This window comes from Actinoplanes solisilvae, assembly GCF_003999975.1.
Taxonomy (GTDB): domain Bacteria; phylum Actinomycetota; class Actinomycetes; order Mycobacteriales; family Micromonosporaceae; genus Actinoplanes; species Actinoplanes solisilvae.
Genome location: NZ_RJAC01000025.1, coordinates 67203 through 89830, shown reverse-complemented (window position 1 = coordinate 89830; position 22628 = coordinate 67203). Strand labels below are relative to the sequence as shown.

The 22628-nt window shown below is 69.3% G+C and carries 21 protein-coding genes; 15 read left to right on the top strand and 6 right to left on the bottom strand.

Annotation, left to right across the window (positions count from 1 at the left end):
- Positions 1–21: 21 nt before the first annotated feature.
- The gene (locus EER30_RS38715; protein ID WP_127506421.1) at positions 22–1539 is read right to left on the bottom strand and encodes a GMC family oxidoreductase; all 1518 of its coding nucleotides are present in this window, start codon (positions 1537–1539) and stop codon (positions 22–24) included.
- Between the two features lie 135 nt (positions 1540–1674).
- On the opposite strand from EER30_RS38715, the gene EER30_RS38710 reads away from it, so the two are divergent.
- From EER30_RS38710 to EER30_RS38695, 4 genes are all read left to right on the top strand, one after another.
- The gene (locus EER30_RS38710) at positions 1675–2559 is read left to right on the top strand and encodes an AraC-like ligand-binding domain-containing protein (protein WP_127506419.1); all 885 of its coding nucleotides are present in this window, start codon (positions 1675–1677) and stop codon (positions 2557–2559) included.
- Positions 2560–2791: 232 nt separating this feature from the next.
- Positions 2792–5548 (top strand): ATP-binding protein, encoded by a 2757-nt coding sequence (locus tag EER30_RS38705; RefSeq protein ID WP_127506417.1) that lies wholly within the window; start codon positions 2792–2794, stop codon positions 5546–5548.
- Between the two features lie 79 nt (positions 5549–5627).
- Complete coding sequence (locus EER30_RS50105) at positions 5628–5777, top strand: sigma factor-like helix-turn-helix DNA-binding protein (RefSeq protein WP_127506416.1); 150 nt, start codon at positions 5628–5630, stop codon at positions 5775–5777.
- 56 nt (positions 5778–5833) lie between these two features.
- Positions 5834–6118 carry a hypothetical protein gene (locus EER30_RS38695; protein ID WP_127506413.1) on the top strand — a complete coding sequence of 95 codons (285 nt, stop codon included), beginning with the start codon at positions 5834–5836 and terminating at the stop codon, positions 6116–6118.
- Between the two features lie 16 nt (positions 6119–6134).
- Here the strand turns inward: EER30_RS38695 and EER30_RS38690 are convergent, their stop codons facing one another.
- Entirely contained in the window at positions 6135–6770 is a 636-nt protein-coding gene (locus EER30_RS38690; protein ID WP_127506411.1) for a MarR family winged helix-turn-helix transcriptional regulator, read from the bottom strand.
- 754 nt (positions 6771–7524) lie between these two features.
- On the opposite strand from EER30_RS38690, the gene EER30_RS38685 reads away from it, so the two are divergent.
- From EER30_RS38685 to EER30_RS38660, 6 genes are all read left to right on the top strand, one after another.
- Positions 7525–7662 carry a hypothetical protein gene (locus EER30_RS38685; RefSeq protein WP_205650601.1) on the top strand — a complete coding sequence of 46 codons (138 nt, stop codon included), beginning with the start codon at positions 7525–7527 and terminating at the stop codon, positions 7660–7662.
- 161 nt (positions 7663–7823) lie between these two features.
- Positions 7824–8165: a nuclear transport factor 2 family protein gene (locus EER30_RS38680; RefSeq protein ID WP_127506409.1), complete on the top strand. Its 342-nt coding sequence runs from the start codon at positions 7824–7826 to the stop codon at positions 8163–8165.
- A 285-nt stretch (positions 8166–8450) separates the two neighbouring features.
- Positions 8451–9584, top strand: coding sequence for a DNA alkylation repair protein (locus EER30_RS38675; protein WP_127506407.1), 1134 nt, complete (start codon positions 8451–8453; stop codon positions 9582–9584).
- Between the two features lie 331 nt (positions 9585–9915).
- A complete protein-coding gene (locus tag EER30_RS38670; protein ID WP_240670569.1) occupies positions 9916–10812 on the top strand; it encodes an aldo/keto reductase in 897 nt (298 codons plus the stop codon).
- A gap of 450 nt (positions 10813–11262) precedes the next feature.
- Positions 11263–13968 carry an ATP-binding protein gene (locus EER30_RS38665; RefSeq protein ID WP_127506405.1) on the top strand — a complete coding sequence of 902 codons (2706 nt, stop codon included), beginning with the start codon at positions 11263–11265 and terminating at the stop codon, positions 13966–13968.
- A 36-nt stretch (positions 13969–14004) separates the two neighbouring features.
- A complete protein-coding gene (locus EER30_RS38660) occupies positions 14005–14151 on the top strand; it encodes a hypothetical protein (RefSeq protein ID WP_240670568.1) in 147 nt (48 codons plus the stop codon).
- 37 nt (positions 14152–14188) lie between these two features.
- Here the strand turns inward: EER30_RS38660 and EER30_RS38655 are convergent, their stop codons facing one another.
- Entirely contained in the window at positions 14189–14818 is a 630-nt protein-coding gene (locus EER30_RS38655) for a class I SAM-dependent methyltransferase (protein WP_127506403.1), read from the bottom strand.
- Between the two features lie 165 nt (positions 14819–14983).
- On the opposite strand from EER30_RS38655, the gene EER30_RS38650 reads away from it, so the two are divergent.
- Entirely contained in the window at positions 14984–15844 is an 861-nt protein-coding gene (locus EER30_RS38650; protein ID WP_127506456.1) for a helix-turn-helix transcriptional regulator, read from the top strand.
- A gap of 97 nt (positions 15845–15941) precedes the next feature.
- Here EER30_RS38650 and EER30_RS38645 read toward each other — a convergent pair whose 3' ends face one another.
- Complete coding sequence (locus EER30_RS38645) at positions 15942–16436, bottom strand: FBP domain-containing protein (protein ID WP_127506402.1); 495 nt, start codon at positions 16434–16436, stop codon at positions 15942–15944.
- A 196-nt stretch (positions 16437–16632) separates the two neighbouring features.
- Between EER30_RS38645 and EER30_RS38640 the strand changes: the two genes are divergently transcribed.
- Both EER30_RS38640 and EER30_RS38635 read left to right on the top strand, forming a co-directional pair.
- Positions 16633–17202, top strand: a complete 570-nt coding sequence (locus EER30_RS38640) for a TetR/AcrR family transcriptional regulator (RefSeq protein ID WP_127506400.1) — start codon at positions 16633–16635, stop codon at positions 17200–17202.
- A 28-nt stretch (positions 17203–17230) separates the two neighbouring features.
- Positions 17231–18415 (top strand): GDSL-type esterase/lipase family protein, encoded by a 1185-nt coding sequence (locus EER30_RS38635; RefSeq protein ID WP_127506398.1) that lies wholly within the window; start codon positions 17231–17233, stop codon positions 18413–18415.
- Positions 18416–18466: 51 nt separating this feature from the next.
- On the opposite strand, the gene EER30_RS38630 is transcribed toward EER30_RS38635, so the two are convergent.
- Together EER30_RS38630 and EER30_RS38625 are read right to left on the bottom strand one after the other, a co-directional pair.
- Complete coding sequence (locus tag EER30_RS38630) at positions 18467–18790, bottom strand: MFS transporter (RefSeq protein WP_127506396.1); 324 nt, start codon at positions 18788–18790, stop codon at positions 18467–18469.
- Positions 18791–18930: 140 nt separating this feature from the next.
- On the bottom strand, positions 18931–19356 hold the full coding sequence (locus tag EER30_RS38625; RefSeq protein WP_127506394.1) for a MerR family transcriptional regulator: 426 nt from the start codon (positions 19354–19356) through the stop codon (positions 18931–18933).
- Positions 19357–19599: 243 nt separating this feature from the next.
- On the opposite strand from EER30_RS38625, the gene EER30_RS49820 reads away from it, so the two are divergent.
- Together EER30_RS49820 and EER30_RS38615 are read left to right on the top strand one after the other, a co-directional pair.
- Positions 19600–19872: a hypothetical protein gene (locus EER30_RS49820; RefSeq protein ID WP_349290912.1), complete on the top strand. Its 273-nt coding sequence runs from the start codon at positions 19600–19602 to the stop codon at positions 19870–19872.
- Positions 19833–22589, top strand: a complete 2757-nt coding sequence (locus EER30_RS38615; protein WP_240670567.1) for an ATP-binding protein — start codon at positions 19833–19835, stop codon at positions 22587–22589. The genes EER30_RS49820 and EER30_RS38615 overlap by 40 nt, the downstream gene beginning before the upstream one ends.
- Positions 22590–22628: the final 39 nt, after the last annotated feature.

Genomic DNA, 22628 nt, shown 5'->3' with positions numbered 1-22628 from the left:
CCGCCCGCACCGGCGTCGCCGTCAGGAGTGCGCGGCGCGGATCAGGTCGGCCGCCTTCTCGCCGACCATGATCGTCGCGGGGTTGGTGTTCACGCAGACGATGCGCGGCATGATCGAGGCGTCCGCCACACGCAGCCCGTCCAGGCCGTGCACGCTCAGGTCGGGGCCGACCACGGCCTCCCCGTCGGTGCCCATCCTGCAGGTGCCCACCGGGTGGTAGTAGGTTCCCGTGCCTTGGCGCAGATACTCGCGCAGGCCGTCCCGAGTGCGAACGTCCGGGCCGGGCAGCGCCTCGCGCCCGCGCCAGCCGTCGAACGGCGAGGTCGCGGCGATCGTGCGGGCCACCTTGATCCCCTCGACCAGGCGCCGGACGTCCGACTCGTCGCCGAGGTAGTTCGGGTCGATCAGCGGAGCGACCGTGGGGTCGGCCGAGGCCAGGCGGATCGAGCCGCGCGCCTCCGGCACAAGGGCCACGCCGAAGGTGAAGCTGTTGCGCGGGGCTTGCAGCGCCGGTGTGTGGAAGGGCACGTGGATGAACATCAGCTGCATGTCCGGGCCGGGCAGCCCGGCGTCGCTGCGCCAAAGCATCGACGTCTCGGCATAGTTGTTCAGTCCGGCCGGGATGGGCTGTGTCGCCTCGTACACCACACTGGCCAGAGGGTGGTCATGCAGGTTCCGGCCGACGCCGGGCAGATCCTGCACGACCGGGATGCCCAGCCGGCCGAGGTCGGTCGCGTCGCCGATGCCGGAGTGCAGCAGCAGCCGGGGCGAGTCGACCGCGCCGGCGCTCACCACGACCTCGTAGTCCGCGTACGCCGAAGTCACCTCACCGTCGCGGGCGAAGGTGACGCCGACACAGCGCCCTCGTTCGAACAGCAGCCGGTGGGCGCGGGCGCCGGTCAGGATGGTCAGGTTGGGACGCTGCTCGGCCGGGCGCAGATAGGCGACCGCGGTGCTCTGCCGGCGCCCGTCGGCGATGGACAGCTCGTGCCAGCCGACGCCTTCGGCGGTGGCGCCGTTGAAGTCCTCCGTCCGCGGATAGCCGGCCGCGACGGCCGCGTCCACGAAGACCTGCGAGAGCGGGTTGGGATCGACCGCCACCGCGGGGAGCATCGGGCCGCTGTCGCCACGGAAAGCCGGATCGTCACCCTTGACGGTCTCCATCTTGCGGAAGTACGGCAGCACGGAGGCGAAGTCCCAACCGTCGGCGCCCTGTTTGGCCCACCCGTCGAAGTCGGCCGCGTTGCCGCGCAGGTAGACCATCGCGTTGATGCTGCTCGAGCCGCCGAGGGTATGGCCGCGCGGCCAGTTGTGCACGGCGCCGTCGAAGCCGGTCTGCGGCACCGTGGTGTAGGCATAGTCGACGGTGCTGCCCCACAGCGCCGGCCAGGCCTGCGGAGCCGCGATGGCGGGCAGGGTGTCGGCCGGGCCCGACTCGAGCAGCAGCACCCGAACCTGCGGGTCCTCGGACAGGCGCGCGGCGATGACCGAGCCGGCCGAGCCCGCGCCGACCACGATGAAGTCATAGTGAGTAGACATGCAGCCCACGGTTGCTCGGTCTCACCGCGGGTGATTGACGATTCCCGCCTCTGCTTTTGACCATCGGCGACTGAACATTGCCGACCCGCCCACGTATGGCAGAGTGTGACCTCCTCCGTTTCCGAGCTGTGGCGAATGACCCTGAGCCAGTCGTTCGGCGGGCTCGCACCGGCTCCTCCGGGCGAGGCGACCGGCACGATGGCCGGCACGGAGATGGGTCCGCTGCTCGCCTATCAGATCAGCGGCGCGCCGCAGCATCTGCGCCGCACTCAAGGGGCCGTGCGGCGGGACCCGATCGACCGCCTCAAGCTTTGCCTGCAGCTCGACGGCGCGGCCACGGTGAGCCAGGACGGCCGGCAGGTGCACATCGGGCCGGGGCAGATGACCCTGTACGACACCGATGTCCCTTACGACCTACGGCTGGAGCACCGATGGTCGTGCGCCGTGCTCGCCTTCCCGCGCGGCGCCCTGTCCCTGCCGGACAATGTCGTCCGGCAGGCGATGCAGCGGGCCCATTCGTTCGGCGAGGGCTCCGGCGCCGTGCTGGCCGGCTTCATCGCCACCGCGGTGGGCCAGCGCAAGTCCCTCGGCGCCGCCGCGGACCGCCTGGGGGAGGCGGGGCTGCACCTCGTCGCGGGCGCTCTCGGGGTGGTGGCTCCGGCCGGCGGCGACGCGGTCGAGGACGCCCAACGGATCCGGGTCCTGCAGTACGTTCGCGACCATCTGGGCGACCCGGGACTGACCCACGATCGCGTCGCCGCCGCCCACCGGCTCGCCCCGCGCACGCTGCACCGGCTGTTCGAGCACGAGCCGCACACGGTCACCGAGCACATCCGCCTGCGGCGGCTGGAATCGACCCGCCGGGATCTGGCCGATCCGCTGCTGACCCACCTCAGCATCGCCCGGATCGCGGCCCGCTGGGGCTTCTCCAGCCAGGCTCATTTCACGCGGGCGTTCCAAGCACGGTACGGCCTCGCGCCCTCAGCGGTGCGTCGCGCGGGCCTAGCCGAAGCCCGGTGACCTAGGGACGTCCGTCACACGAGACGCTTCTTGACACCAATCACCGGACGTTGTGCAATATATTGCATGATGCGTTGCGGTCGCGGCTCGGTCGCCCAGCACGAGCTCGTCGTCGCCCGCCGCGAGAACGACGACCTCAAGGCCGCGGCCGCCCGCGCCAATTGGTAAACCCTGGCCCCCTGCTGGACACCCTCGGCTCCGGCACCGACCCGACCTGATCGAGGCGCTTGCTGTGGAACACCTATTCGGCCGTGAGACTGAGCTGACCCGGATCGGCCGTTTCCTGCAGTCGGTGCGGGACGGCGGTGACGTCAAGATGGTGCGCGGCGAGCCGGGCATCGGAAAGTCGGCGTTGCTGGCCGCCGCCGCGAGCCTGGCCGATCTCGACGGCATGCGAGTGCTACCGGCGTCCGGCTCCGAGTTCGAAGCCGACGTGAGCTACTCGTTGCTCAACCAACTGTTGCTGCCCCTGCAGGCCGAGATCCTGCGCCTGCCTCCGGCCCTGCGCGACGCGCTCACCGTCGCACTCGGCTTCGGTCCGGGGCCTACCCCGGCCTCGCTCCTGATCGGCAACGCCGTGCTCTCGCTGCTCACCACCGTCGCCAAGAAGACGCCCGTGCTGCTGGTCGTCGACGACGTGCAATGGGGAGACCGGCCGAGCGCTGTCGTGCTGGGCTTCATCGCGCGGCGGGTCAAGGGCTCGCCGGTGGGTGTCATCGCCGCCTCGCGCACTGGCACGGAAAGCTTCCTCGACCGCCGTGGCCTCAGCGAGGTAGTCGTCCAGCCCCTCACCCGCGAAGCCAGCGCCCAGCTTCTCGACAGCCGCTTTCCCACGCTGCCGGTTCGTCCCCGGGCACGGCTGCTCGACCTCGCCCAGGGCAATCCGCTCGCCCTCGTCGAGCTGCCGGGCACCCTGACCAGGCCTGCCGCGCATCACCCGGAAGGGTCCGACGTCGTGCCCTTGAGCGAACGCCTGCAGACGGCGTTCACCCTGCGGATCGCGGGCCTGCCCGAGGCAACGCGCTTGCTCCTGCTGCTCGCCACCTTCGAGGGCAGCGGCGACGTGCGGGTCCTGCGCGGCATGGCGAGCCTGGCCGACCTGGCGCCGGCCGAGCGGGCCGAACTGGTCCGGGTGGACGACACGGCCGGACGCATCACCTTCCGCCATCCGCTGATCCAATCGGCAATCGTCGCCCTGTCCACCCATGAGGAACGTCGCAACGCCCACCTCGCCGCCGCGACCGGCCTGTCCGCCGATCCCGAACGCCGCGCCTGGCATCTGGCCGCGGCCACGGCCGCACCGGACGAGCTCGTGGCGGTTCAGCTCGACGAAGCCGCTCACCGCGTCCTGCGGCGGGGGGACGCCCTGGGGGCCATCGCAGCCCTGGTTCGTGCCGCCGAGTTGAGCGCCACCCCGAACAGCCGGGCGCGACGGCTGGCCGAGGCCGCGTACATCGGCGCCGAGGCCGGCGGATCCAGCGATGCGGACACTTTGCTGGCCGATGCGCAGGCGTCCAGCCCGGGCACGACCGTCTCGCTGCACGCAGGCACCGCAGCCGCCCTATTGATGATCAATGGCGACGGTGACGTGCCCACCGCCCATCGGCTGCTGTCCGGCGCGATCGAGATGGGCGACCACGACTGGCGGGCCGACGACCCGGCGCTGGACGAGGCCATGCACACGCTGCTTCTGCTGTCCTGGTACGCCGGCAGGGCCGAGCACTGGGCCGTCTTCCACCGCAACATGAACCGGATCAGGCCGGCGCCGCCGGACATCCTCGCCGTGATGAGCCGGACCTTCCCCGACCCCGTACGCACCGGCACGGCGGCCCGAGCCCAGCTGGACGCGCTGATCTCCACCCTGCCCGACGAGGGGGACCTGACGCGGGTCATGCGGATCGGTACCGCTTCGGTCTTTCTCGATCGGCTCGGCGACAACCGCGAGCACTCGTGGCGGCTGGTCCGGCAGGGCCGCGAGGGAGGGGCGCCGCGCCGGCAACTGTCGGCGCTGATGCACCTGTGCCTGGACGACTACCTCACCGGCCGCTGGGACGAGGCGGAGGAACTGGCCCACGAGGCCCAGCAGGTCTGCGTCACCGCCGGCCTTCCGTTCCTGATCTGGTATTTCCTCTACAGCCGGGCGATCGTCGCGGCCGGGCGCGGCCGGACGGACGAGGCGGTCAAGCTGGCCGACGAGATAACTCACTGGGCGCTGCCCCGCGGGGTCGCCGGGGCGGTCTCCGTCGCCCACCATCCTCGAGCGCTGGCCGCCGCGGCGGAAGGTGACTTCGAGGCCGCCTACCTCCACGCCGTCGCCGTGAGCCCGGCGGGCGTCCTCGAGCCCTACACCCCGATCAGCACCTGGTTGATATTCGATCTGGTCGAGGCGGCCCTGCGCACCGGTCGCGTGGCGGAGGCCCGAGCCCACGCCGACGCCGTGCGGTCCGCCGACGTCGCGGAATTGTCGCCCCGGATGAGGCTGATCCAGGACGGCGTCAACGCACTCGTTCTGGACAGCGACGAGGCGGACAAACAACTGGAGGTCACGCTGCTGGACGACCTCTCCGAACGCTGGCTCTTCGAGGCTTCGCGAATCCGTCTCGCATTTGCCGAGAAACTGCGAAGACGCAAATACTTCACCCGCGCCCGCGTGCATCTGCTGGCCGCCCGGAACGGATTCACCGCGATCGGCGCCGAACCATTCCTGGCCCGAACCGTCGTCGAGCTGCGGGCCACCGGATATCGCCCGGTAATGACCGAGCTCAAGACGGCTACCTTGACCACTCAAGAGCTCGAGATCGCCCAGTTGGCGGCGGGTGGGCTCAGTAACAAACAAATCGCCGAGCGGCTCTACCTCTCCCATCGAACGGTCGGCGCCCACCTGTACCGCATCTTCCCCAAGCTCGGCATCTCGTCCCGGGCCGGGCTCCGCGACGCCCTGTCGGCGCACCATACCGACCGCCCGGACATGGGCGAGATCACCAGCTGAACGGCGCGCAGTAACCCTACCGTCCGGTAGCGTCAGTCACTGTTCCGACAATTAATCGACCGACCGCTCCGGCGGCCTTTTGAAACTTTTAAACTCGTCGCTGCCACCTCTCCACAACGACGTAACTCTCGACGATGCAGCGGTCGAGCTCGGCGTCCCGGTCGGAACCGTCAAGTCCCGCGCGTTCTACGCCATGAAATCGGTGCGTGACGCGCCCATCACCGAATGAGCGCGGGTCCGTCGGCAACCGTCGCACGGGCCTTCAACGAGAGTCCAGGGCCCAGAGTGAACCGGATCGCGCAGCAGCTCGAAACAGGGCAGCGGCTGTTCCGACTCCTCATGACCATCGCCGACCGGCTCCCCCACGATCTCGTCACGGGGTTGAGAACCAGGCCGGCGGACGGCCATGAGGCCGAGGTCGCGCAGGCGATCGTGTTCGCCGCCGTGGCTGGACCGGTACCGCTGACCGAGGCCGACATCGATCTTTTGATCACCACTATCGCCAGGGCGGGCGAGGACACCACGGTGGCGCACGTCGTCGAACAGTGCCGCTTTGCGCCGCCGGCCTAGAACGAAGGGCCTCCGGTCACGCCGGGGGTTCGGCCGGCGTCTGCGCAGCGCCGGCTCGTGCATCACCGCGGTGACCGTCTGCGCCGCTCGCGTCGCTCGCGTGTCGAGCGGGCTCAGCGGCTTCTTCGGCCGGGGTCTTCGCAGCCTGCTCGATCACCGCTTCGACGGCTTTGACCGCCTCGGGGGACGCGGCCTCGGCGAGCTCGTGGGCGATGCGCTGCAGGTGACGTACCTGCGCTGGGTTTAGCCGGTCGAAGACCAGACGACGAGCTTCGCGTACGTGGTCGGGCGAGGCCGCCTCGATCACGGCGAGACCCTCCGCGGTGAGCACAGCCTCGACGCATCGAGTCTCATTCGTCGTGTTCGTGCGGCGCTGCACCAACCCCTGCCGCTCCAGCCGGGTAACGGCATGCGACAGCCGGGACCGCGAGCCGCCGGCCAGTGTTGCCAGATTGCTCATCTGCATTGCGTGGTTCTCGGGCTGAGACAGCGCAGACAGGATGGCATATTCGAAGAAGCTGAGCCCCGAATCGCGCTTGAGCTGGCCGTCGATCGCGGCCGACAATGAGACGATCATCGTTGTCAGAGTCATCCACGTCGCGCGTTCTTCACTGTCGAGCCAGGGAACAGGCTCGAGCCTGTCATCACTCATCGCGGAAGCATAGCCGTCTTTCTCCTTGAATGTTCAATACTGTTACGGTAACAACAAATCAAGTTCTCTTCGCCTCCGAGAACAACGAGATTCGGACAGACGCTCCCTTAATTCACACCTCCGATCTTTTCGGGGGATATTCCTGCGGCTGATGATCACGTGATGAATACCGGATCGAGCCATTACCACGCAGTCGGGATAAAGCGGCTGCAGGCTTGCCGGCGCTCCGTCTGACGGTGCCGTCCCTGACGTTGTTCCTCACACGGCCGAGCCCTCGCCAAAGAAGGTCTGTTCAACGCCTGGAACCACAGACCAAGCAATGGTCCTTCACCGTGCTGCCATAACGGATGCCCACGAGGTCCGCCATGTGACCCGCTGTATTCCATCGTCGACTCCAGGGCGACGGGATCGGCGCCGACGATGGTCTCGGCCTCAGGCCGCACCTTCTTTCCGAACAGCCTCATGGCGGCGGAGTCCAGGACCGGCGCGGACGCCCGGACCTTCGGGACCGTCATGCGGTCGGACGCAATGTAAGCCCGGGCACAGTTCATCTCTGACCTGGCATACCTCCCGCTGCATGCAATATATTGCACTTCGGGGGCGATGCCCCGGCCCCGCTCAGAACCCGCCCCGGGCAACGCCGGCGCACCAACGGAAGGACGAGCCCCACGAGCACCACCGATCAAGAGATCAAGAACGTCGTACTGGTCCACGGCGCGTTCGCCGAGCCTTCGACCAGGCCATGCTGCAGCACGTGGCCAAGCGCATCAGCGCGACGACCACCAACGTCCCAGCCAGCCACGCCCTGTTCCTGACCCAGGCCGTCGCCGTCGCCGTCGCCGTCGCCGACGTCATCATGACCGCCGCGCGCAACGCCGCCGGCGCTCGCTGACCCACCGACCACCCACCCTGGTCCGGCTCGCCGTCGCCCCACGAGCCGGCCTCCAGCTTCCCGGGTCAGGAGCCACCGGCGGAGTCATTTGACTGATTCGCCGCGGCGGACCGGGCGAACAGCATGGTCCTACGTTCGCCATCGCAGAAAGGACTCCTGACATGGACAACCTGTCGCAGGCCATCACGGACTTCTTCAAGGCCGTCAACGCCCAGGACACCGACCAGGTGGTCACGATGTTCACCGCGGACGCCGTGGTGACCGATGAAGGGAAGACTCTCCGCGGGCACGACGAGATCCGGCAGTGGAGCGACATGGACAACGTCGCCGTCCAGGTCGTGCTCACCCCGACCGGGATGACCACCGACACGAACGGGACGATCGTCGAGGTACGCGCCGAGGGCTCCTTCCCGGGCAGCCCGCTTCCGTTCGTGTTCCGCTTCCGACCGAGCGACGCCGACTTCACCAGCATCTCCGGCCTGGCCATCACGTACGCCGGCTGACGGTGGAGCGGCCGCCTCGGCTCTCAGATCCCTATCGAAAGGTCTTCAGATCATGATGAAATCCTGGTTCAACACCGGAGGCACTCCCGGCGGCTTCGGCCCTGCCTTCGCTGACGAAGCCCTGGGCCCCGGCGGCCGAACCGCCTTGATCACCCGCAAACCCGACCAGCTATCAGCCTGGGATCCGGGCGACGGAAGAAATCTCCCGCGGCGTCGACTTCCCCGCCGGTCGGAGCTGATCATGAAAGCATCACCAGCGCCGTCACCGCACCGCAGGAGTCGATCATGCCGTTTGCCGACGAACTCATCGGAACGAATACCGCGCAACGCCTCGTCACCGCGATTGCCCGAGCGGCCCCCGGCCATGACCTGGTCGCCTTGCGGGCCGCCCTGGGCGCGCTCACCGGGCTGACTCTCCGCGAACGGGCCGACCTGTTGCGCGACGCCCTGCTCAGCGACCTGCCCGGCAGCTACGACGACGTCGCCGAGGTGGTGCGGGCCGCGGCCGTCGGCAGCGAGCCGTTCGACGGCTGGCTGATCTGGCCGGTCACCGCTGCCATCGCGCAGAAGGCCATCGCCGACAACACGAGCGCGGCCTTCGACGACGCGATGGACGTCATGGCCGAGCTCACCCAGCGACTGTCCGCCGAGTTCGCCATCCGAGCGCTGCTGCGCCACGACCTCGACCGGGCGCTGCCCATCGTGCAGCAATGGACTGCCTCCTCCGACGTCGACGTTCGCCGTCTCGCCACCGAAGGCACCCGTCCCTACCTGCCATGGGCGACCCGCGTGCCGCAGATCCTCGCCCGGCCCGGGGTCACCGTGCCGGTCCTGAACGCCCTGTACCGCGACGACAGCGAGTACGTGCGGCGCTCGGTCGCCAACCATCTCAACGACCTCAGCCGCGACCAGCCCGACCTCGTGGTCGACACCGCGCGCCGCTGGCTCGCCACGCCCGGGGCCCAGACAAGGCAATTGGTACGCCACGGGCTCCGTACCCTGGTCAAGCACGGCCACCGGGGTGCCCTCGAACTACTCGGTTTCGCCCCGGCGACCGTGAAGATCGATGGGCCCGTCCTCGACCAGACCGTAATCCCGTACGGTGGCACGCTCGCCTTCAGTGCCACTGTTCACAACCCCGGTCCCGAGCCGGCGCGGCTCGCGATCGACTATGTGGTCCACCACCGCCGAGCCGACGGCAGCCTCAGCGGCAAAACGTTCAAGCTCACCACCCGTACGCTGGCGGCCGGCGAGACCATGACCGTCAGCCGCGAGCATTCGTTCCGGCCGATCACCACCCGCCGCTACTATCCCGGCGGCCACGCCGTCGCCCTGCAGGTGAACGGCTTGACCACCGATCCGGTCGACTTCGAGCTCCTCGTGCCGGATCAACAAGCCTCGTTCGGCGACGATATCTGATCGCCCGCAGCGCCGCCGACACGCGCTACCGGGTCGCGTGCGCTGGTTCGAACACAAATGGTCCCGATACCAGATCCGCACCGGCACCGACACCGGCACCGGCCCCAAGTCATGGCCGCCCTGAGCTCGTCGGCGAACAGCGCGGCTCCCTTCCTGTCCCGCTCGACTCCCGCATTTGAGTAAGCCATCAGGTCTTGATCGAATTGAACGAGCAGCACGAACGACTGCCGAGCGTCGACGGGAATCTGAACCCCCACCGCTACGGGCCGGATTTCGATTTCCAGACGCATCAGAAGACCGCTAGTTCAGACAGCCCTCTGTGGCAGTTCTCATGCGTGCATCGGACGTCCGGCTGTGTAGAAATGCAGACATGAAACAGCGAACAATTGGCGACGTCAAGGTCAGCGCTATCGGTCTCGGCGGCCTGCCGATGTCCCTCGAGGGCCGTCCCGACGCCGACCAGTCAATCCGCACCATTCACGCCGCACTCGACGCCGGAGTGACTCTGATCGATACGGCCGACGCTTATCAATCGGCCGGCGACGAAGTCGGGCACAATGAGTACCTGATCTCCCGGGCCCTGGCGACCTGGGGCGGCGACACCTCGAACGTACTGATCGCCACCAAGGGGGGTCACGTGCGGGTCGGCGAGGAGTTCACGCTCGACGGCTCCCCCGCCCACCTGCGCCGGGCCGTCGAAGGCTCGCTCAAGCGGCTCGGCCTCGAGGCGATCGGTCTCTACCAGTTCCACCGCCCGGATCCGGACACTCCGTACGCGGACTCCATCGGGGCCATCGCCGAGCTGCTCGACGCGGGCAAGATCAGGATGGCCGGCATCTCCAACGCCAACATCGAACAGATCCACCAGGCGCAGGAGATCCTCGGCGGCCGGCTGATGGCGGTGTCCAACCAGTACTCCCCCGTCTTCCGCTCCTCGCTGGACGAACTGCGGCTCACCGAGAAGATGGGGATCGCCTTTCTGCCGTGGATGCCTCTGGGCGGCATCGGCAAGGCCGGTGAGCTGGCCGGCATCAGCGCATTCCGCGAGGTCGCGAAGGCGCACGACGTCAGTCCGCAGCGGGTGACGCTGGCCTGGATCCTGGCTCACGGCGAAAGGGTGATCCCGATCCCCGGCGCCACCCGGCCGGAATCCATCACGGACAACGCAAAGGCCCCGGAACTGACCCTCACCCCCGAGGAACTGGCCCGGCTCGATCAAGCCGCCTGATCAACGGCTCGTCCTCGGACGCAGGCCGGGCGACCCACCAGTTTCGGATGCGAAATCGCCAGGCTGCGCCTTCCCACTGGAAGGCACAGCCTGGCGTCGTTGTGAGTGCACAACCGGAAGTTCTGAACCGGCAATTCACCGGCTGGTCGCCATCCGAACTGCGGTACTCGCCTGATCGAAATCGGCCGAGTTGTCGCTGCCGCACTGCACTTGACCCACTTCGAATACAAATACCTGCCAGGATCTTGCTGAGATCACGTCGGTTAGCCGCGTCACCCAATCAAGGAAAGAGTTCGGGGAATACGCGGCAAAGGATTGCACGCCGCACGATCTTTCCTTTTGCCCGAAATTCCGCATCATCGCTACCGGCGGGCACGACCTTCGACCGGGTGACGCGCCATCCCTTGACTCTGGTTCCTGCACAGCGTGCAATGCCGTGGGGGGACCGTCATGGAGGAGCTGTTCGGACGCGAGGTGGAGCTGACGCACCTCCACCGTTTCCTGGAGTCGACGCGCGTCAGCGGCGACGTGCTCATGGTCCGGGGCGAGCCCGGGGTCGGCAAATCGGCGTTGCTGGCCGCGGCGGCGGATCTGGCCGGCGCCGATGGCATGCGGGTGTTGCGCGCGAACGGCTCCGAGTTCGAGGCGGACGTCAGCTACTCCCTGCTCAACCAACTGTTGCTGCCGCTTTATGCCGATATCCAGCGGTTGCCGCCGGCACTGCGCGACGCGCTCACCGTCGCCCTCGGATTCGGCCCCGGACCGGCGCCCGCCGCCCTGCTCGTGTGCAACGCCGCCCTGTTCCTGCTCACCACCGCGGCCAGGACGAAGCCCGTCCTGCTGATCGTCGACGACCTGCAATGGATCGACCGGCCCAGCGCCGTCGTCCTCGGCTTCGTCGCCCGGCGCGTACAGGGAACGCCCGTCGGCGTCATCACCGCCTCCCGGACCGGCATGGAAAGCTTCGTCGACCGCGGCGGCTTGACCGAGGTCACAGTCGAACCTCTGAGCGACGAGGCTTCCGCCCGGCTCATCGACACCCGCTTCCCGGCCATGATCGGTCGGATGCGGCAGCGCCTGCTCGACCTCGCCCAAGGCAACCCGCTGGCGCTGGTAGAACTGCCAGGCAGCCTCACCGACTCCACCCAACCGGTGGAGGTCGTGCCGCTCAACGACCGGCTGCAGGCCATCTTCGCCCACCGCATCGCCGATCTGCCCGAGTCCGCCCGTTTGCTTCTGCTGCTCGCCACGTTCGAAGGAAGCGGCGACCTGCGCGCCTTGCGCGGCCTGACCGACCTGGCCCACCTCGCACCGGCCGATCGAGCCCAACTCGTACGGGTGGACGACGCCGCCGGGCGCATCGTCTTCCGCCACCCGCTGATCCAGTCGGCGATCGTGGCGATGTCCACCCACGAGGAGCGCTGGCAGGCCCACCAGGCCATCGCCGCCAACCTGCCGGACGATCCCGAGCGCCGCGCCTGGCACCTCGCCGCGGCCACTACCGGCCCGGACGAGGCCGTCGCCGTACAGCTCGAGGAGGCCGCGCACGTGGTGTTGCGACGCGGCGACGTCCTGGCCGCCATCGACGCGCTCGTCCGCGCCGCCGAGATGAGCGGCACACCCGAGGACACCGCGCGGCGGCTGGCCGAGGCCGCGTACATCGGCGCGGAAGCCGGCGGCGCCGGTGACACCACGACGCTGCTGGCCGATGCACAGACGATGGCGCAGGACCCGGCCGCGGCGCTGCGCGCCGCCAACGCGACCGCGCTGTTGATGATCAATGGTGACGGTGACGTGCACACCGCCCACCGTCTGCTCGCCGGCGCCATCGAAACGGGCGGGCACGGCTGGCGTGCCGACGACCCGGCCCTCGACGAGGCCATGCACACACTGTTGCTGGTGTCCTGGTTCGCCGGCGGCGCCGACCACTGGACCGTCTTCCACCGGAACCTGGGCCGGCTCACCCCGGCACCGACCGACATCATGTCGGTGCTGAGCCGGACCTTCCCCGACCCCGTACGCACCAGCGCCGCGGCCCTGCCCGACCTCGAAGCGCTGATCGCCACCCTGCGCGGCGAGACGGACTTGGCCCGGATCGTGCGAATAGGCCCCGCCACCTCCAACGTCGACCGGCTGGGCGAGATCCGGGAACATTCGTGGCGGCTCGTACGTCAGGGACGCGAAGGCGGCGCGCCCCACTGGCAGTTGGCCGGGCTGATACACCTGTGCGACGACTACTACCTCACCGGACGCTGGGACGAGGTCGACGAGCTGGCCGGTGAGGGCGAGCGCGTCGCCGTCGACAACGGTGTTCCTTTCCTGCGGTGGTACTTCCTGCTCAACCGGGCTGTCATCGCGGCCGGCCGTGGCCGGTGCAGTGAGGCGTACGAGCTGGCCGACCAGATCACCAACTGGGCAGCGCCGCGCGGCGTCGCGAGCTCGCTGGCCATCGCGCACCTCCCCCGCGCGCTGGCCGCCGCGGCCGGAGGCGACTACGAGGCCGCCTACCAGCACGCGACGGCCGTCAGCCCGGCCGGGGTGCTGGCGCCGTACGTGCCGATCGCCACCTGGGTGATCCTCGACGTTGTCGATTCCGCCCTGCGCACCGGCCGCGAGGCCGAGGCGCGCGCCCACGCCGAGGCCGTGCGCGCAGCCGACGTGGCCGCCTTGTCCCCCCGCATGCGGTTGATCCAGCACGGCGTCGACGCCCTCACGCTCGATGACGAGGCCGAAGACCGGCTCGAACGGACGCTGACCGACCCCGCCACCGAGCGGTGGTTGTTCGAGTCGTCACGCATACGGCTCGTCTTCGCCGAAAAACTGCGACGGCGTAAGGAATACACCCGCGCCCGTACGCATCTGCTCGCCGCCCGCACCGGTTTCGCCGCAATGGGCGCCGAACCGTGGCTGGCCCGCACCATTGGGGAACTGCGCGCCACCGGCTACCGGCCGGCCGTCACCGAGCAGCCGCCGGCCGCCCTGACCGCCCAGGAACTCGAGATCGCCGGACTGGCCGCCGCCGGCCTGACCAACAAAGAGATCGCCCAGCGCCTCTACCTGTCCCACCGCACGGTAGGCGCTCACCTCTACCGCATCTTCCCCAAATTGGGCGTCTCGTCCCGGGCCGGGCTACGCGACGCCCTCAACGAAGCCTGAGCCCCGCCCTCTCAGATTTCCGCGAGACACTCCACAATGCGGCCACGCGTCGACCGCCTCCTCACCGGCCGGACCCGGGCAACCGGCGTCGTCTCCGCCGGCGCGGTCTTCGACGCCCCCGACTTCCTCAACGCCCTGTCCGCGCACCTCACGCTGCACGCGCCGGCCGACGCCCGCAGCTGACCAGCGGCGCGCGCCGGCCCAGTCCTGGAGCGCTGTCTCAGGCGACTGCGCGGAAGAAGGAGTAGTGCCCGGCGATCCGGCGGCTGCCGTGGCCGGTCTGGGAGACCTCGGTCAGCTCGCCCTGGCGCATGACCGCCTGGATCCGTTCCGGGGTGTGTCCGGCCAATCGCGGGTGCTGGTGGCCTCGCGTACCCGGGCGTGGTGTCCCGTCCGCGTCGAGCAGGTGCAGCTCGCCACCGGGGCGCAGGATCCGGCGGATCTCGCGCATCGCCGCCACCCGTGGCTCCTCGTCGAGGTGGTGGAGCATGTAGGAGGACAGCACCCGGTCAAAACTGTCTTCCGGCAACGGCAGCTCGTCAGCGTACGCGAGCTTGAACTGCACCGTCAGGCCGCGGCGGGCGGCCTTGCGGCGAGCCTTGCGCAGCGCGGCCGGGTCGGGGTCGATCCCCATCAGGTTGGCTTCCGGCACTCGACGGCCGAGCTGCATGAGCAGGTCGCCGGGTCCGCAGCCGACCTCCAGCACCCGGTGGCCGGGCTGAACGCCGGCGCGGTCGAGCAGCTGCCCGTGCACCTCGGAGATGCCGGCCGCCCGGGTGAACGGGTCGTAGAGGAACAGCATCCAATGCCGGCCCATCGCCGGGATGTACGGCCGTACGGCTCCGGTCATGACAGCCTCCCGCAGTGTAGTGATCAGACGAACTTCGGTCGTACTCTCAGCGTTGTGCCCAAGCAGAGCGAGGACATCGCCGGATCCGTGGCCGGGATAGGACATTCTTCAGATGCTCCGGCGCACGCCCGGCCGACTCGGATGGCTCGGCGGACCACCGGCGGCGTGCCGGTCGCGGTGTTCCGCCGGTTACCCAGCATCCCGCCGGTGGCGGTGACCCGGCTGCCCGACCGGCCGCTGACGCCGCAGCCGCTACCCGGCCCGCAGACGCATACGCACGACTTCCTGGTCCTGCTGTACGCACATCGCGCTGGCGGCAGCTTCTTGATCGACGACCGCGCATGGACCGTGGGCGACGGCGATCTGTTTGTGATTGCGCCAGGCCAGGTGCTGTCCTTTCCGCAGCCGGCCGACCGAATGATCGAGGACGGATGGGTGGTGTTCTTCCCGGCCGATGTGATCCGCGGCGGCGCGTACTCGTGGCGAACCCACCCGCTGCTGTTCCCGTTCGCCTGCGGCGCCGACCGGACGCAGCGGCTGCGGGTCCCACGGGAGCAGCGGCCCGGCTGGGTGGAGCGGATCAGCGCACTCGACGGCGAGTTGCAGACCCGTGGAACCGGATGGTCGGAGGCGTCGCTCGCACACCTGATGCTGGTGCTGGTCGCGGCGGCCCGGCTGGCCGGTGACGTCGCCGGTGACCTGCGCGCGGCCGACGAGCCGCTGCTGGCCGCGGTGTTCGACGTGATCGAGCACCGGTTCGCCGAGCCGATCTCGCTGGCCGATGTGGCCGACGAACTGGCGCTGACCCCGGGGCACCTGACCACCTCGGTACGCCGCCGGACCGGCCGAACCGTGCAGCAGTGGCTTACCGAGCGGCGGATGCAGGAGGCCCGGCGGCTGCTGACCGAGACCGACCTGACGGTGGCGGCGATCGCCCACCGGGTCGGCTTTCCCGACGCCAGCTACTTCATCCGACGTTTCCGGACCGAGCACCAGATCACGCCCGCGCTATGGCGGCGCCGCTGACCGAGTGGCCATGAAGGACACGCCTGCCACCCCCGGTCAGGCGACGGCGAATGACTCCCACCGAAGCGGGATCACTGCCCGCTCTGGTTCTCGGTGGTCAGCGGGTCACACTGGCCAGAAAGGCTGCGACCTTAGCGACCGTACGATCGATCTTCTCCTCTTCGGTGAGTGACTCCTGGAAGCGCGTGGCCGGTCCGGCCTTCTTCTTGCCACGCAGATAAAGAGAGCAGGCCAGGTCGACACAGATGTAGGTGCCGACGGAGTTACCGCTCTGACCACTACGCCCTGCCCTGGCTGCGGTCATCAAGGACACGCCGCCGGGGTTGTGCGTGGTCAGGCAGAGCGAGCACATGCTGCGCCGAGGCTGCCCGGCGCTCGGCGACGCCAGCCGCATCGCTACCCCTACCAGCCCTCTACTGCCCTCGGCGACCAGATAGGCACGCTGCAAGGAGGCGGGGTCACGCCATCCGAGGAAGTCCAGGTCGCTCCACGGGCGCTCGACCAGGTCCGAGGGCACCGCCAAGCGCTTGGTCTCACCTTTGGTGCAGTTCACGAAGGACGCGCGGATCTCGCGCTCAGTAAGCGGCTCCATGCCCGACAAGCTACATGCCATAGCAAAAGGCTACAAGCTTCTAGGTTTTATCCTAATACTTGTAGGCAGGCTGCCTGGGTGCATCCCCGACGTCGAGGGTCGAACACGGCAGGGCCGGCGTACCGCCGTGATCGTCGCCACTTCGATTCCTAATACCATTAGGCGCGTGCATAATGTTACTAGGGAGGAACTTCGGATGACACGTGCAGGTATCACGCCGGAACGCCTGGTCCAGGCCGGTGCCGAGCTGGCCGACTCGGTCGGCTTCGACGAGGTCACCATCTCCGCGCTCGCCCGGCAGTTCGGCGTCAAAGTTCCCAGCCTGTACTCGCATGTCAGGAACTCGCACGACCTCAGGACCCGGATCGCGCTGCTCGCCCTGGCCGAGCTCGCCGACCGCAGTGCCGCGGCCATGGCCGGACGGGCCGGCAAGGACGCCCTGATCGCCCTGGGGAACGTTTATCGCGACTACGCCCGCGAACACCCCGGCCGGTACACCGCGGCTCGCCTGCGGCTCGACCCGCAGGCGGCGGCCGCCAGCGCCGGGCCGCGACTCTCGCAGATGATGCGCGCCGTCCTGCGGGGTTATCGCCTGGGTGAGATCGACCAGACTCACGCCGTCCGCCTCATCGGGAGCACCTTCCACGGCTACATCAGTCTCGAGCTGGCCGGCGGCTTCGACCACAGCAGTCCAGATCCGCAGCAGTCCTGGATCCGCGTCCTGGACGCGCTCGACGCCCTGTTGCGCAACTGGCCCATCGAATGACCCACCCCCTTCGACCCGAGGTGACGTCATGAACGCCTGGATCACCACACCGATCACCGCCGACCTCATTCATGGCGCCGGCGAAATGGAGCCCACGGAGCACGGCCTGCGCCCGCACCGGCTGCCGGCTCGGGCGCGCGCACAGACCCCCGATCCGCAGCTGCACATGGCCGAGGCGCAGCCCTCGGGCGTACGAATCAGCTTCCGCACCCGCTCGACGGCCGTCGAGCTGGAAGCCCTGGCGTCCCGCCGCGCCTACGTCGGCCTGTCGGCCCGCCCGCCCGGCGTGTACGACCTGCTCGTTGATGGTGCCCTGACCGGTCAGGGCACCATGCCCGGCGGCAACCTCCTGACCATCGACATGGCCAGTGGAACCACCGAGCACAGCACCGGGCCGACGGGCACCGTGTCCTTCACCGGCCTTCCCGACACCGACAAGAACGTCGAGATCTGGCTGCCGCACAACGAGGCCACCGAACTCGTCGCCCTGCGCACAGATGCGCCCATCACCCCGCTCACCGGCGACGGCCGTCCGGTGTGGCTGCACCACGGCAGCTCCATCAGCCAGGGCTCAGACGCCGCGAGCCCTTCCACCACGTGGCCGGCGTTGGCGGCTACCCACGCCGGGGTGGAGCTGGTCAATCTCGGACTCGGCGGCAGCGCCCTGCTCGACCCGTTCACCGCCCGCACCCTGCGTGACACCCCGGCAGACCTGATCAGTGTCAAGATCGGCATCAACCTGGTCAACACCGACCTGATGCGCATGCGTGCCTTCACCCCGGCCGTGCACGGCTTCCTCGACACCATCCGCGACGGTCATCCCAGCACTCCACTGCTCGTCATCTCCCCGATCCACTGCCCGATCCACGAAGACACCCCCGGACCCGGTGCATTCGACCTCGAGGCCTTGCAGGAGGGCCTGGTGAAGTTCAAGGCCACCGGCGATCCCGCCGAACGCGCCGCGGGGAAAATGACTCTGCGGCTGATCCGCGACGAGCTGACCCGGATCGTGCGGCAACGCGCCGCTACCGACGCGAACCTGCACTACTTGGACGGGCTCGATCTCTACGGCGAGGCGGACGCCGCCGACCATCCGCTCCCGGATCGCCTGCACCCCGACGCCGCCACCCATCTCATCATGGGCGAACGCTTCGCGAAGCTGGCCTTCGCCGACAGCCACCCCTTCGCCGTCTCGATCCGGTCGCGGCCATGACCGCCGATAGGCCAGCTTGTCCGTCCGCCAGACCTCCGTCGAGGTCCCTGGTCAGCTCGCGAAGGATTTCGAGTTCGAACACTCATTCTCGTGGGCAAGACGGAGCGCCATAGCGGCCACGACGATCGCCAGGACGGCGCAGGCGAGCCAGACCGTCACGTAGCCGGCTTCACCGGTCACCGGCGTTGCGACCCCGGGCACGTGGCTCGACAGGGCCGACATGACGGCCGCGAAGGCGGCACCGGACACAGCGCCTCCGACCGCCCGAGCAGTGTTGAACACGCCGGAGCTGATGCCGACCGCATCCGCGGGCGCCCGAGTCACCACATATGTCGAGAGGGCGGCCAGCACCACGCCGTTGCCGGCCCCGATCACGACCTGCCAGACGACGAAGGTGGCTACGGCGTCGTGAATCAGTGCCGTCAGCGCGGCGACACCGGCTGCGTTCCGGGCGTCCGCGTGCCTCGAGTCAACGACATGGTCGTCGCCTTTCGCCGCGGTGCGCCTTCACCGGATCATCCGTGAACCGCGCCGCGGCCGGCGACCCGGCGCTCGCGACCGGCATGAAGGTCCCCGGGCGCGACGCCGGAATAGACCAGCAGGTCGCTCCCCACCGGTGCACGGGTGAGCAGAATGGTCGCGATGTCGCTCCGGGCCTTGCTCAACCGCTCGATCTCCGAGGCGAGGCTGGCGTCGACCTGCCTCAGAACCTCCGGCGCGGCCGCGCCGTTCCGGCAGATCTCACGGATCTGGGAGAGCGGCACGCCGAGTTCGGACAAACACCGGATGCGCTGCAGAAGCATGAGGTCGGACACCCCGTACTGCTTGTATCCGTTGTATCGGCGCGTGGGCTCGTCGAGCAGGCCGATCCGATGGTAGTGGCGGATCGCGTTGACCGTCGTGCCGGCGAGCTCCGCGAGCTCCCGGGTGCTCCAGGCCACGTCAGCTCCTCCCCCCTGGTACGGCTATGGCTCCACGCTCGCATCGGCGGGGCGGCGTTCGCGTCGGTGAAACACCCTTACGTAGCGACGGCCCGTAGAACCTGAGTACCAACGACGGGCAGGAAGAGCCGACCGCGGTACCACGATCGGGGTACGGCCCGGACCTACGCTGAGCGAGCGGGAGCGAGGTGCTCGAGGCGATCGGGCGCGGCGGCCACCAACACCGAGATCGCCGAACGCTTCATGCTGACCGAGTCGACGGTGAAGAAGCACGTCGGACGTGTCCTGTTCAAGATCGGCGCTCGCGACCGGATCCAAAGTGGTGATCTTCGCGTTCGACAACGGCCCGGTCCACCCTCGCTGACGGGCGGAAGGGCAAGACTGTTCCGGGCACAGGGTCTTGCTGATACGCTGTCGCACTTAAGTACCGGGCGGTACCTAATTCGGCCACCCGGCTGGACGGAGGTGCGGAGCTCGTGGAGCTGCTGGGCCGCCACACCGAGCGCGAAGCGGTGAAACAACTTCTGGTCCGGGCGCAGTCCGGCCACAGCGCTGCCCTCGTGGTGCGGGGGGAAGCCGGCATCGGCAAGACCGCGCTGCTGGAACACGCCCGCGACATCGCGAGCGGATCGGGGTTTCGGATGGCGACCTCGGTCGGGGTGGAATCCGAGACCAACTTCGCCTTCGCGGGTCTGCATCAGCTGGCCGAGCCGCTGCTGGACCGCGCCGGAGCGCTGCCCGAGCCGCAACAGGCTGCCCTCGGAGTCGCATTCGGGCGGCAGGCTGGGATGGCGCCGGACTGCTTCCTCGTCGGGCTGGCGACCCTCAGCCTGCTGGCCGAGGTGGCCGAGGAACGGCCGCTGCTGTGCCTGGTCGACGACGCGCAATGGCTCGATCAGGCGTCCGCCCAGGTCCTGGCCTTCGTCGCGCGTCGGGTGGCGGCCGAACGGCTCGCGTTGATGTTCGCGCTGCGCGACCCCACCGAGAGTGACATCCGGGTGTTCGACGGACTGCCCGGGCTGCGCCTGGACGGACTCGGCGAGGCCGACGCGCGAGCGCTGCTGACCGGTGCGGTCCCGGCCCCCCTCGACGACGGAGTGCGGGAACGCATCGTCGCCGAAGCCCGGGGCAATCCCTTGGCCCTGCTCGAACTGCCGAGAAGCGCACAACCCGGCCGGTTGGCCGGCGGGTTCGAGCTACCCGACGCGCTGAGCGTTCCGCGCCGCGTCGAGGAAATCTTCCAGCGCCGCTCGGGCAGCCTGCCGGCCGAGAGTCAATTGCAGTTGCTGATCGCGGCGGCCGAGCCGACCGGCGATGTGACCCTGCTGTGGCGTGCGGGCGAGAAACTGGGCATCGCCAAAGAGGCGGCCTTGCCGGCCGAAGCCGCCGGCCTGCTGGAGATCGGCACACGGGTGCGGTTTCGTCATCCCCTGGTGCGCTCAGCGGTCTATCGAGCGGCCTCACCACCGGATCGCCGCCGCGCCCACGGCGCGCTCGCCGCCGCCATCGATCCTCTCGTCGATCCGGACCGGCAGGTGTGGCACCTCGCGCAGGCGGTCCTGGGCCCCGACGAGGAGGTCGCGGCAGGTCTGGAGCGCTCGGCCGGACGCGCCCGGGCGCGGGGCGGGTCGGCCGCCGCCGCGGCGTTCCTGCAGCAAGCGGCCGAGCTGACGCCCGAACCGGCCGACCGGGCCAGGCGGGCGCTGGAGGCCGCGGACGCCAAACAGGAGGCCGGTGCACCCGAGGCCGCCCTCGAACTGCTGGCGGTTGCGGCGGCCGGACCGTTGGACGCCCGGCAACGCGGCCGGCTGCAACTGGTCCGTGCTCGTATCGCCTTCTATCTGACCCGCGGCAGCGACGTGCCGGGAATGCTGCTGGACGCGGCCAGGACGCTCGGCCCGCTGGACGCCGCGCTGGCCCGCGAAACGTACCTGGACGCGTTCGACACGGCGATCATCACCGGCGAGGTCGGCCACGAACGCGGCGTGCGGGAGGTCGCCGAGAGCGCCAAGGACGCGCCCGCCCCGCCAGGGCCGCCGAGGCCGGCCGACATGCTGCTCGACGCGCTGGTGACCGCGTTCCTCCACGGATACGAGGCCGGCGTGCCCGAACTGCGCCGCGCGGTGCAGGCCTTCCGCGACCAGCCGGCCGAGGAGGTCGCCGGCAACCATCGGTGGCTCTGGCTGGCCAGCCGCATCGCCCTGGCCCTGTTCGACGACGACTCGGTCCTCGCGCTGGCCGACCGCAACGTCCGGCTCGCCCGCGAAGCGGGCGCGCTCGGGGTGCTGCCGCCCGCGCTCCTCTTCCAATCCGTCGTGCTGGTCTTCGCCGGCGAGGTCGAGCACGCCGGCGAGCTGGCCGCCGAAGAGGTCGGCATCACGCAGGCGACCGGGGGCGTGCCTCTGCTGCACGCCCAGCTCGTGCTGGCCGCCTGGCGCGGCAACGAGGCCGAGGCCACCCGGCTGCACGCGGCCAGCGTCGAACAGGCGACCGCCCGAGGCGAGGGCACCGCGGTGACGATGGCCCAGTACGCCCTGACGGTGCTGCACAACGGTCTGGGCAACTATCCCGCCGCGCTCGACGCCGCACGAAGCGCGGCCAGAACCGACGAGACGCTGTACAGCAACCTGAACCTGCCCGAGCTCATCGAGGCGGCATCCCGCGCGGGTGAGCCGCAGCGCGCGGCCACCGCGGTCGAGCTGCTCAGCGAACGGGCCCGGGCCAGCCGCAGCCCGTGGGCGCTCGGCCTGGCGGCGCGCTCTCAAGCGTTGATCAGCACCGGGCCGGGTGCCGAAAAGCACTACCGTGAGGCGATCGAGTGGCTCCAGGCCTGCCGGATGGCCGGGCACCTCGCCCGTACGCATCTGGTCTACGGCGAGTGGCTGCGCCGCGAGGGCCGCCGCCTGGACGCCCGTGAACAGCTTCGCACCGCCCACGAGCTGCTGTCGAACATGGGCCTCGAGGGATTCGCGGCCCGTGCCGCCCGGGAGCTGCGAGCCACCGGCGAGTACCCCCGCAAACGAACCGCGGCGACGGCCGACGCTCTCACGGCCCACGAGCTGCACGTCGCGCGTTTGGTAGCCACGGGGGCGACGTCGCAGGAGGTCGGAGCCCAGCTGTTCCTGAGCCCGCGCACGATCGAAGCGCACCTGCGCAACATCTTCCGCAAGCTCGGCATCACCTCCCGCCGTCAGCTCCGGGAGCTGAATCTGCCCGGGATGCCCGGCGCGTGACTCCGCGGCGTCTTGACCGTGTGCCAGGAACACAGTGTC

Coding starts and splice junctions, on each gene's coding strand:
- EER30_RS38640 (WP_127506400.1), top strand. CDS start 16,633: ATGACACGTGCAGGTATCACGCCGGAACGCCTGGTCCAGGCCGGTGCC.
- EER30_RS38680 (WP_127506409.1), top strand. CDS start 7,824: ATGGACAACCTGTCGCAGGCCATCACGGACTTCTTCAAGGCCGTCAAC.
- EER30_RS38670 (WP_240670569.1), top strand. CDS start 9,916: ATGCGTGCATCGGACGTCCGGCTGTGTAGAAATGCAGACATGAAACAG.
- EER30_RS49820 (WP_349290912.1), top strand. CDS start 19,600: ATGCTGACCGAGTCGACGGTGAAGAAGCACGTCGGACGTGTCCTGTTC.
- EER30_RS38635 (WP_127506398.1), top strand. CDS start 17,231: ATGAACGCCTGGATCACCACACCGATCACCGCCGACCTCATTCATGGC.
- EER30_RS38665 (WP_127506405.1), top strand. CDS start 11,263: ATGGAGGAGCTGTTCGGACGCGAGGTGGAGCTGACGCACCTCCACCGT.
- EER30_RS38690 (WP_127506411.1), bottom strand. CDS start 6,770: ATGAGTGATGACAGGCTCGAGCCTGTTCCCTGGCTCGACAGTGAAGAA.
- EER30_RS38645 (WP_127506402.1), bottom strand. CDS start 16,436: ATGGAGCCGCTTACTGAGCGCGAGATCCGCGCGTCCTTCGTGAACTGC.
- EER30_RS38655 (WP_127506403.1), bottom strand. CDS start 14,818: ATGACCGGAGCCGTACGGCCGTACATCCCGGCGATGGGCCGGCATTGG.
- EER30_RS38710 (WP_127506419.1), top strand. CDS start 1,675: ATGACCCTGAGCCAGTCGTTCGGCGGGCTCGCACCGGCTCCTCCGGGC.
- EER30_RS38715 (WP_127506421.1), bottom strand. CDS start 1,539: ATGTCTACTCACTATGACTTCATCGTGGTCGGCGCGGGCTCGGCCGGC.
- EER30_RS38660 (WP_240670568.1), top strand. CDS start 14,005: ATGCGGCCACGCGTCGACCGCCTCCTCACCGGCCGGACCCGGGCAACC.
- EER30_RS38675 (WP_127506407.1), top strand. CDS start 8,451: ATGCCGTTTGCCGACGAACTCATCGGAACGAATACCGCGCAACGCCTC.